The sequence below is a fragment of the Xanthomonas sp. BRIP62418 genome, assembly GCF_003993495.1.
Classification (GTDB): Bacteria; Pseudomonadota; Gammaproteobacteria; order Xanthomonadales; family Xanthomonadaceae; genus Xanthomonas; species Xanthomonas euroxanthea.
In genome coordinates, this window is the sequence record NZ_QEZG01000045.1 from 60,651 (window position 1) to 72,005 (window position 11,355).

At 67.1% G+C, this 11,355-nt stretch carries 1 protein-coding gene; it reads right to left on the reverse strand.

Annotation, left to right across the window (positions count from 1 at the left end; genetic code table 11):
• Nucleotides 1-102: 102 nt before the first annotated feature.
• Nucleotides 103-11,133, reverse strand: coding sequence for an autotransporter-associated beta strand repeat-containing protein (locus EO174_RS16260; RefSeq protein WP_126945906.1), 11,031 nt, complete (start codon nt 11,131-11,133; stop codon nt 103-105).
• Nucleotides 11,134-11,355 lie beyond the last annotated feature (222 nt).

An 11,355-nucleotide genomic window follows, 5' to 3' on the forward strand; every position in this document is an offset into this window, starting at 1 on the left:
CAGCCGACCCGCACCTGGCGGTGCAGTCGTTGCGATGGGCGTGCCTGCGCTGGTGTCGAAAAAAAGCCCCGGCAGTGCCGGGGCTTTCTGGTTTGCAGTGCATCAGAAGTTCCAGCCCCAGGTGACCTGGCCGCCGTATGCGGTCTGGCCATCGCCGTTGAGTCCTTGCAACGACAGCGCCATGCGGCTGTTGGGCGAGGTGATCAGGCTCACGCCCAGTTCGCCGACCACCGCGTTCTTCGCCAGCGTGACGCTCTGCACCGAGAACTGCGAACCGGTGCCGATGAAACCGGCCGACCGCTGCACGGCGCGGTCGCCGAATGCATGGCGCCACCCGACCGAGGCATACACCCCGGCGGCCGGACCCAACTGCCAGCGCCCGCGCAGACCCACCGTGCTGGTGGTGTACTCGTCCTTGGCACTGTCGACCAACAGCCCGGCAACCCCGCCACGCTCGTTGAAACCATCGGTCTTCAGATGCGTGTAGTCCGCCGCGACGAAGGGGCTGTACACCGCATTGCCGGTGCGCAGGTTCCATGCCGCTTCCATCGACACGGTGATGGCCTTCGCGTCGTAATCGCTGGTCAGCCGCTCTTCGAGCACATCGGGCAGCATCACCCGGCGGCTGCTGTCCACGCTGTAGTCCGCGTAGTCGACCGACGCCTGCAGAGCGAACGCGGACCAATCGGCCTGGCCGTAGATGCCGGCATGGGTGCCATCGATATCGGAACGATCGAGGGACTCGCGCGAGCGGGTTTCGATGTCCTGGTTACCGACCGCGATACCGACCACACTGCGCTCGCCGATGCGCCGCTCCGCACCAGCCATGATGCCGTTGTCCTCGCGTCGCACCGAGGCGGCGTTGGCATCGCCATCGACACGGTTGGGCAGGCTACGGCCGGTGATCCAGACCGTGGTGTCACCCACGCGCGCATCCTGAGTGTCGCCACGCAGGTGATTGCCGACCCCGCTCTGCAGGAAGCGGCTATCCAGCAAGGCGGTCGCCGTGCTGGCATGGCTTTCGCCCGACAACGAGGCAAACGCCGTGCTGATCGCCTGCGGGTCGTCGGGCAGACGCACCACCGCCTGGTAGACCGGGCTGGTGGTTGGCAAGCCATCCACGGCCGCTGCGGCAGCCTGCTGGTTCGGCGCGGTGACCGCATCGACCATGGCCTCGGTGTTGCGGCCGAACGACACCGACAGCGCGGTGGCGCTGGCGCTGACATTCGGTGAAACGAAGGCATAGTCGGAGACGACACTGCCGAACTGCCCGGTGAGCCCGCCAGTGGCGTTGATGACCGGAATCTCGGTAAACAACGGCAGATCCGTCGCACGCACCAGTTGCAGGGTGCTGCCCGGCGCCAGCGTGGCCGCACCGCCCACACTGATGGGTGTGACCGCACCGCCTGCGCCCGGCGTGACCTGCAAGGTGGACCCGCTGCCGAGCGTGGCATCGCCGCCGACGCTGATGGTGCCGACGCCGCCACCGATCGCCACGGTACCGCCCGAGCTCAGGCCACCGACGCTGCCGCTGCCGGTGAGCGTGCCGCCCGGGCCCACCGTGACCGGCCCGCCCAACGCGGCACCCGGATTGGCCGGATTGCCCACGCTCAGGGTGCCCGCAGCAACTGTGATCGGCCCGGTGAAGCCGCCGCTGTTTGCAGTGACCAGCAAGGTGCCCACGCCATCTTTGAGCAGGCTGCCGCTGCCCGACAGGATTCCCGCGTAGGTGCCATTACTGGCTTGCTGGAACACCAGCGCGCTGTTGTTGGCAATGTTGCCCTGCAGGCTGTCGGTATCGCCGATCAATGTACCGGCGTTGATCGTGGTGCCACCGAGATAGGCGTTGACACCATCCAGCGTCAACGCACCCGCGCCGTTCTTGATCACCGTACCGCTACCGGTGATGTTGCCGGCGAACGTGCCATCGCCGGCCTGGTCGAACACCAGTGTCGCGTTGTCGACGATATTGCCCTGCAGGCTGGTGGTGGTGCCGATCAGGCTGCCGCTGGCAATGGTGGTGCCACCGCTATAGGTATTGGGTGCCACCAGCGTCAACGCCCCCGCCCCCTGCTTGACTACGCTGCCCGTGCCGCTGACCGCGCCGGCGAACACACCATCGGTGGCCTGATCGAACACCAGCGTGGCGTTGTCCACGATGTTGCCCTGCAGGCTGCTGGTATTGCCGATCAAGCTGCCGGCGCTGATCACGGTGCCGCCGGTGTAGGTGTTGGGCCCGAGCAGTTGCAGCGCGCCGGTGCCGGCCTTCTGCAATGAGCCGGTGCCGCTGAGCGTGCCGGCATAGACGCCGGCCGTGTTCTGGTTGAACACCAGTGCCGCGTTGTTGGCGATATCGCCCTGCAGGCTGGTGGTGTCGCCGATCAAGGTGCCGGCCGTGATCGTGGTGCCGCCGGTGTAGCCATTCGCACCGTTGAGCAACAACGCGCCGGCGCCATCCTTGATCACGCTGCCGGTGCCGGTGATCGACCCGGTGAACACGCCGTCGGCCAGCTGGTTGAATGCCAGCGTCGCGTTGTCGACGATGGCCCCCTGCAGGCTGGCGCTGTCGCCGACCAGGGTGCCGGCATTGACCGTGGTGCCACCGCTGTAGCTATTGCTGCCGTCCAGTGTCAGCGTGGAAACACCATTCTTGATCAACCCGCCGGTGCCGGTCACCGGACCGGTCAAGGTCAGATCGTTGCTCCCCGCAACCGCGACTGCACCTGTCAGCTCGACCGCGTTGGCGACTGTCAGTGCCTGATCGGTATCCAACGTGGTGCCGATCGCGGCGGTCAACGTCCCGTTACCCAGTGCTTGTGCATCGCCCAGCACCAAGCTGCCGCTGGCAAGCGCAGTGCCGCCGCTGTAGCTGCTGGCCTCGGCAAGCGTCAACGCCCCTGCCCCCTGCTTGACCACGCTGCCCGTGCCACTGACTGCACCGGCGAAGACACCATCGCTGGCCTGGTCGAACACCAGCGTGGCGTTGTCCACGATGTTGCCCTGCAGGCTGGTGGTGGTGCCGATCAAGCTGCCGGCGCTGATCACGGTGCCGCCGGTGTAAGTGTTGGGCCCGAGCAGTTGCAGCGCGCCGGTGCCGGCCTTCTGCAATGAGCCGGTGCCGCTGAGCGTGCCGGCATAGACGCCGGCCGTGTTCTGGTTGAACACCAGTGCCGCGTTGTTGGCGATATCGCCCTGCAGGCTGGTGGTGTCGCCGATCAAGGTGCCGGCCGTGATCGTGGTGCCGCCGGTGTACCCGTTTGCACCGTTGAGCAACAACGCGCCGGCGCCATCCTTGATCACGCTGCCGGTGCCGGTGATCGACCCGGTGAACACGCCGTCAGCCAGTTGGTTGAATGCCAGCGTCGCGTTATCGACGATGGCCCCCTGCAGGCTGGCGCTGTCGCCGACCAGGGTGCCGGCATTGACCGTGGTGCCACCGCTGTAGCCATTGCTGCCGTCCAGTGTCAGCGTGCCGGTGTTGGTCTTGATCAGCGCGCCGCTGCCACCGATATCGCCGGCAAGCGTGAGGTTTGCCGGGTTGTCGACGCGCAGCGCAGCGCCCAGGGTGAGCGCATTGCCCACCGCTGCGGCAACAGGGTTGGTCAGCACCGCATCGCCGACCACCGCCAAGGTGCCGGTGCCCAACGCGGCGTTGCTGCCGATCGACAAGGTGCCATCGCTCAGCACGGTCCCGCCGGTATAGCTGTTGTTGCCACTGAGCGTGAGCGTGGACGCGCCGGCCTTGATCACGCCGCCGGCACCGCTGATCGCGCCGGTCAGGGCCAGATCGTTGCTGCCGAGCAGCGTCACCGCACCGTCGAGCACCACCGCGTTGCCCACGGCCAATGCCTGATCGGTATCGAGGCTGGTGCCGGCTGCTGCGGTCAAGGTGCCGGTTCCCAGTGCCTGCGCATCGCCCAGCACCAGCGTGCCGCCGCCGAGCGCGGTGCCGCCGGTGTAGGTATTGGCAGCGCCCAGCACCAGCGTGCCGGTATCGAGTTTCTGCAGCGTGCCCGTGCCGCCGATACCGACGTCGATGGTGCCGGTGACGCCGGGATCGACCCGGATGATGGTGGTGGCCGCATTGGCGCTCACTGCACCGGCGCCGGCATCGCTCAGCACATACCCGTCGCTGGCGAACTGCATGCCGGTGATGCCTTGCGTGCCCTGCACGCCCACGTTGCCGGCGGTACCGGCGAACACGGCAAAACTGTTCTGCCAGTTGCCGTTGCTCAGCCCATCGATCGAGGTCCAGTTGCTGGGGCCGGCCGCCCAGATGCCTGCGCCACCGTCGATGCTGCCATTGGCGATCGTCTGCGCACCGTCCCAGAACTGCACGTTGCTGCCGGGCGACACCAGCACCACGTTGACCTGCTGGGCCAGCGCGGTCTGCAGCGTCAGCTGGGCCGGGTCCACGTTGCCGGGCAGCGTGCCAACGCCCAGCCCGTTGTCGGTCAACCCACCGGTGTAGTCGATCAGGCGATACACGCCGGTGCCGAACCCGCCGATGTCGGTGATGTTGAGCGTGCCGTCCAGGGTGAGATCGCCATTGACCGCCAACACGCCGGTCTGGCTGGGGACGCCCAGGAACGCGTCGAGCGTGGCGTTGGGAGCCAGGCTCAGGCTGCCGGTGGTGAGCACTGCGCCACTGCTCACCACCAGGCGGCCGCCATCACTCACCGTGACCGCCGCATCGACCACACCGCTGCCGCTCAGGCTGCCACCGCTGCCCACGGTCAGGCCGCCGGCACTGGCCAGCGTGCCATCCACATCCAGCGTGCCGGCGGTGACCTGGGTGGTGCCGCCGAGCGCGCTGGTGCCGGTGAGCTGCAAGGTGCCGGTGCCGACCTTGTCCAGATTGCCTGCATCGCTCAGGCTGCCGGCAAAAGTACTGCCGACGTTGTTGGCGCCAAGCTGCAGCGTGTTGCCGCCCAGCACGGCGACATTGCCCTGCCCGGTCACTGCACCCAGGGCCGCATTGCTGCCGAGCGAGAGCCCGGCACCTGCGGCAACGTCCACGGCGTTGGTGTTGCCTAACGCGCCGGGGGCGGCGGTGGCGAGCACGCCGGCCTGCACCGACACCGGGCCGGTGAACGTGTTGCCGCCGGACAAGGTCAAGGTGCCCAGGCCCGTCTTGGTCACGGCACCCGCGCCACTCAGCACCCCGGTCAAGGCCAGATCGTCCGCACTGGCAATGGTCAGATCCGCGCCCAGGTTGACGTTATTGCCCAATGCCAGCGCAATCGCATTGCTCAAGGTGGCATTGCCCAGCACCGACAGGCTGCCGACGCCCAGCGCGGTGTTGCTGCCCACCGCCAGGGTGCCTGCGTTCAACACGCTGCCGCCGACGTAGCTGTTGGCACCATCGAGCGTGAGCGTGGAAGTGCCGTTCTTGATCAGGCTGCCCGCACCGCTGATCGGGCCGGACAGGCTCAGGTCGTTGCTGCCGACCAGGGTGAGCGCACCCGTGAGCGCCACCGCATTGCCGAGCGCCAATGCCTGGTTGCTATCGAGGCTGGTGCCGGTTGCGGCGGTCAACGCGCCGCTGCCAAGTGCCTGCGCGTCGCCCAGCACCAGGGTGCCTCCGCTGAGTGCGGTGCCGCCGGTGTAGCTGTTGGCCGCATCGAGCACCAGCGTGCCGGCGTCGAGTTTTTCCACGCCACCGCTGCCGGAGATCGCCACATCGATGGTGGCGGTTGCACCTGGATCCACCCGGATCGCGGTCAACGGGGCGGTCACCGCCAGCCCACCCGCGCCGGCGTCGGTCAACTGATAGCCATCGGTGACGAACTGCAGGCCGCCGATGTCCTGCGTGCCCGCCACGCCCACCGTGCCGGCGCTGCCGGCAAAGACCGCAAAATCGCCTTGCCAGGTGCTGTTGGCAGTGCCGTCCTGGGTGGTCCAGTTGGTCGCCGCCCCCCACGTGGCTGCACCGCCATCGACAGTGCCGTTGGCCGTGGTCTGCACCCCATCCCAGAACTGCACGATGCTACCCGGCGCCGTCACCACCAGGTTCAGTTGCTGGCCGATGGCGGTCTGCAGCGCAAGCTGGCTGAGATCCACGCTGCCCGGAAACAGGCCGATCGCCAGGCCGTTGTTGGTGAGCAGGCCGGTGTAGTCGATCAGGCGATACACGCCCGTGCCGAACCCACCGAGGTCGCTGATGTTGAGCGTGCCGTCCAGGGTGAGGTCGCCGTTGACCGCGAGCAGCCGCGTAGTGCTCGGCGCTGCCAGTGCGACGTCCAAAAACGCACCCGGTGCCAGGGTCAGGCCACCCACGCTGAGCGAGGAGCCACTGCTCAATGCCAGCCGGCCGCCGTCGGCGATGGTCACGTTGCTGGCCACGCTGCCGGTGGTGCCGGTGCCGGTCAGGCTGCCGCCCAGCGCCACGTTCAACGCGCTGGTATCCAGGCTGCCGATCACATCCAGGGTGCCGCCGCTGACCTGGGTGGCACCACCAATCGCGCTGCTGCCGAGCAGGCGCACCGTGCCCGCGCCAACCTTGTCCAGACTGCCGCCACCGCCCAGGCTGCCGGCAAAATCGCCGCTCCCCAACTGCAGCGTGGCGCCGGCATCGGTAGTGACGTTGCCGGCACCGCTGAGCGCGCTGATCAGGCCACCGGTGCTGAGATTCAGCACCGCCCCTGCAGCGACATCGACATTGCTGGCGTTGCCGAGCGATGCGGCTGTGCTGGCCACCAGCGTGCCGGCCTGGATCGCCAGCGGGCCGGTGTAGCTGTTGCTGCCATTCAAGGTCAGGGTGCCGGCGCCGGTCTTGATCAAGTCGCCGGTCCCGCTGAGGGCGCCGCTGACCAACATGTCCGCACCGTTGTCCACGGTGAGCGCTGCGCCAAGCGCGATGTCGTTGCCCAATGCCACTGCAATCGCATTGCTCAGCGCCGCATTGCCGACGACCGACAGGCTGCCGGTGCCGAGTGCACCGTTGGCGCCGACCGCGATGCTGCCGGCCGTCAACGTGGTGCCACCGCTATAGCTGTTGCCGGCGTTGAGCGACACCGTGGTGGCGCCATTCTTGATCAGGCTGCCGGTGCCGGTGATGGCACCGTTCAAGCCCAGGTCGTTGCTGCCGATCAGCGTGAGCTGATCGTTCAACTGCAGCGTATTGCCCAGCGTCAATGCGGCAGTGGCATCCAGTTCGGCAGCACCGCCGACCAGCAGCGCACCCACGCCCAAGGCAGTGTCGTTGCCGAGCACCAGACGCCCGGCATCGAGCGCAACGCCACCGCTGAAGGTATTGGCATTGGTCAAGGTCAGCGTGGCAGCGCCTTGCTTGTCGAGGCTGCCGATCCCGCTGACGACGCCATTGAGCGTGATGTCCTGCGTGCCTGGCAGCGTGAGGGCGCCATTCAAGGCAAGCGCATTGCCCAGTGTCACCGCCGTGCCGGCATCCAGCGTGGTGCCGTCGGCGGCGCTGAGCGTACCCAGCCCCAGCGCGGTGTCGCTGCCGACCACCACTGCGCCGCCCTGCAGCTGCAGGCCGCCGGCCCAGGTATTGCTGCCGTTGAGGGTGAGCGTTTGCGCGCCGTTCTTGATCAGGCTGCCGGCGCCGTCGACCACGCCATCGAGCGTGAGGTCCTGGCCATCGATACCGAGTTGACCGGTGAGGTTGACCGCGTTCTGCAAGGTCACTGCAGTGCTGGCAGTGAGCTGCGTGCCATCGGCAGCCGTGAGCGCGCCGGTGCCCAGTGCAGTATCGCTGCCGACCACCAGGGTGCCGGTGTCGACCAGGGTACCGCCGGTGTAGAGATTGTTGCCGGTGAGCGTCAGCACACCGGCACCCTGCTTGATCAGGCTGCCCGCGCCACTGACGATGCCGGTGACGCCAAGATCGGTATTGCCGGTGAGCGAGAGCGCACCGTTCAGGGCGACGTCGTTGCCGATCGTGGTCGCGACGGTAGCCTGCAGCTGCGTGCCATCGGCAGCGGTCAGCACACCGGTGCCCAGTGCTGCGCCGTTGCCGAGCAACAAGGCGCCTGCATTGAGATCCACGCCACCGGCAAAGCTGTTGGGTCCAGCCAGCGTCAGTGCAGCGGCGCCGTCCTTGATGACGCCACCCACGCCGCTGACCGCGCCGGTGAGGGCGAGATCCTGGCTGCCGCCGAGTTGCAGATCCGCTTCCAGCGCGACGTTATTGGCGAGCACGCGTGCGGCGGTGCTGTCGAGCAGCCCGCCGCCGACGGTCAGGGTGCCAAGCCCCAGGGCCGTGTCACTGCCCAGGACCAGGCTGCCTGCGCTCAGCCGCGTCCCCCCGGCATAGCTGTTGTTGCCGGCCAGGGTCAGGCTGGCGGGACCCAGCTTGTCCAGGCTGCCCACACCGGTGATGGCGCCACTGAGTGTGAGCGCGTTGCTGCCCCCCACATCGACCAGGCCCGCCAATGCAATGGCATTGGCCAGCGTGCTGACAGTTGCAGTGTCCAGGGTGGTGCCAGCCGCCGCGTTGAGCGCGCCGACACCGAGCGCGGTGTCGCTGCCCACCGTCAATTTGCCCGCGCTGAGCGTGGTGCCGCCGCTGTACAGATTGTTGCCGCTCAGCGTGAGATCGCCGCTGCCGGATTTGACCAGGCTTCCGGTCCCGCTGACCGCGCCGCTCAGCGTCAGTGCCTGCGCCCCGCTGAGTGTCAACGCACCCGGGCTCAACGCGATCGCGTTGCTCAGCGAGGTGGCCGCCATGTTTTGCAGGGCCGCATTGCCGGTGACGTTCAAGGCACCCGTGCCCAGTGCGGTGCCGCTGGCCACCTGCAAGGTGCCGGCATTGAGGTTGGTACCACCGGTATAGGTATTCAGGCCGCCCAGGGTCAGGGTGCCGGTGCCAAGCTTGGTCAACGCACCGGTGCCGCCGATGGCGCCGGTCAGGTTCACGGCATTGCCGCTGCTGCCCACGCCCAAGGTGCCGGTGAGTGCAATCGTGTTGCCCAGGGTTGCCGCTGCGGTGGCATCCAGCTCGCCGCCGCTTGCGGTCAATGTACCGGTGCCCAGTGCCGCGTTCGCGCCCACCACCAGGCGCCCGGTACCCAGGGTGGTGCCGCCGGTGTAGGCGTTGTTGCCGCTCAGCGTGAGGTCGCCCGCGCCGCTCTTGATCAGGCTGCCGCCACCGTTGATGGCACCGCTCAACGTCAGCGCCTGCGCGCCGGTCCAGTTCAACGGCCCGCCCAGGCTGATGCCGTTGGCCACCGTCAATGGCGCACTGCTGCTGAGGTTGGACGCGCCAGTGACATTCAAGGCACCGGTGCCCAGTGCCGAAGCAGTACCCAGTTGCAAGGTGCCCGATGCCAGCGTGGTGCCGCCAGTGAAGGTGTTGGTACCGCCGAGCGCGAGCGTGCCGGTGCCGGTCTTGTTGATGCCACCGGCACCGGCAAGCGTGCCGGTCAACGTGAGCGTGTTGCCGCTGGCGCCCACGCCCAGTGTGTTGGTCAGTGCAAAATTGTTGGCTAGGGTCAGCGGAGTGCTGGTCTCCAGCTGTCCGCCGGCGGCGGTCACCGTGCCCGCTCCGAGCGCGGTATTGGTTTCGATCAGCAGCGTCCCGGCACCCAGCGTCGTGCCCCCGGCATAGGTGTTGTTGCCGCCAAGGGTCAGCGTGCCGGTGCCGATCTTGTTCAGCGCTCCGGCGCCACTGACGCCGCCGCCGAGCCGCAGATTGCTGGCACCGCCGATGCCGATGACGTTGTTGAGCACGAACGCGTTCGGCAGGTTGACGGCCGCACTCGCAAGTACGCTGCCGGCAGATGCGTTGACGGTGCCTGTTCCCAACGCGCTGTTGGTGCCCACGGTCAGTGACCCGCCGAGCAGGTTGACGCCGCCGCTGAAGGTATTGGTGCCGGTCAGGCCCAGCGTACCGGTACCGGTCTTGGTCAGCGCACCGGTGCCGTTGATGGGGCTGGCCACGGTCAACGCATTGGCGCCCTGCAAGGTCAGGCCACCGGTGCCCAACGTGATGCCGGCGGCCGGTGACAGGCTCAGGCCGGCGGCTGTTGCCTCCAGCGCGCCGCCGTTGGCGCTGATGGCAGTCCCCAGCTGCGTGGGATTGGCGAACTGCAATACGCCGCCATTGAGCGCGCTGCTGCCGAAGTTGCCTGCGCCTCCCACCGACCAGGTGCCGCTGTTGACGCGCAGGCTGCCGAAATTGATGTACTGGGCCGTGCTGAGCGTTCCTACGCCGGTGCTGCCGCTGCCGGTTCCGCTGGCCGAATTCTGCAGGATCAGCGTATTGGTACCGCCTGCACCGCCATCCACCACACCGGTCTGCGCAAAGCTCAGCAAGCCGCCTGGTCCAAGCAATTCGAGCGCCAGCCCGCCGCCGCTGTTGACGCTGCCGCCGGTCACCGCAGTGAAGGTATTGGTGCTGCCTGCTCCCAACGACACGCTGCCGTTGATGGTGCCGGAATTGACGAAGCTGTTACCGGTGGCCGAGCTCTGGAAACCCACGCGCCCGTTGATGGTGCCGGTGTTGACCGCATTGACGGTACCGCCGCCGCTGACCGCAATCACCGGCGTATCCGCACTCAGGACCGACAGGTTCAACAACGCACGGCTATCGATCAGGCCGGCGTTGTTGATCTGCACGACGCCATTGCTGGCCGAGGTGATGCCGAGCGCCATACCGTCGAGATTGAGCAGGTTGGCTCCAAGCACGCCGCCGGTGCCGTAGATCGCGCCGCCGGCGAGATTGTTGGCGGTCACCGCGGTGGAACTGGCATTGCCCATGGTGACGCCGGTGCTCAGCACCGACAACAGGCCAAGCACGGATGGATCGATCGTGCCGCTGTTGTTGAGGGTGGAATTGGTGCCGCTGAGCGCAACGGCGGTGCCGCCAAGCAAGCCGGCGGTCATTTGCGTGCCTGCCGCCACGTTGACGGTCAGGTTGTTGGTGCCGCTTGTGAAGCTATTGCTGGTGATTGGCAGCCCGGTGCAGGTGACGGTTGCGCCCGCTGCAGGAATCGCAGGCGTGCATGCTCCCCAGGCCAGCATCGGGGCGGCCACTCCCACCGCCAGGACGACAAGGCTCGACACACTGCGGCGGGTTGCCCCGGACTTGCGCCGCCGCCGCACCAGTTCGTGCGTCACGACCCAATTGCCAATTGCTGCGTTCCAGACCAGCGCAAATGCACGATTCATTTTATTCCCCCTGTATCGCCGTGCAGAGACTCACGCACACACACACGCGCTCTCCAACAGCAGAAAGTTGATTTACTGTCGAGTCGGTTTAAAGCAATTAAAGCTGCGCCCGCTTTTATCGTCTTGCGGATGAGTGCGTTTAATACCACTCCCTGCGAGCAATAGTGGGAGATTAATAAGAAAATCGCCATGCTTGAAACTGTGCTGAATATCACTAACCAC

Excerpts from the sequence above, each read along its gene's own strand:
- EO174_RS16260 (WP_126945906.1), bottom strand. The coding sequence starts at position 11,133 with ATGAATCGTGCATTTGCGCTGGTCTGGAACGCAGCAATTGGCAATTGG.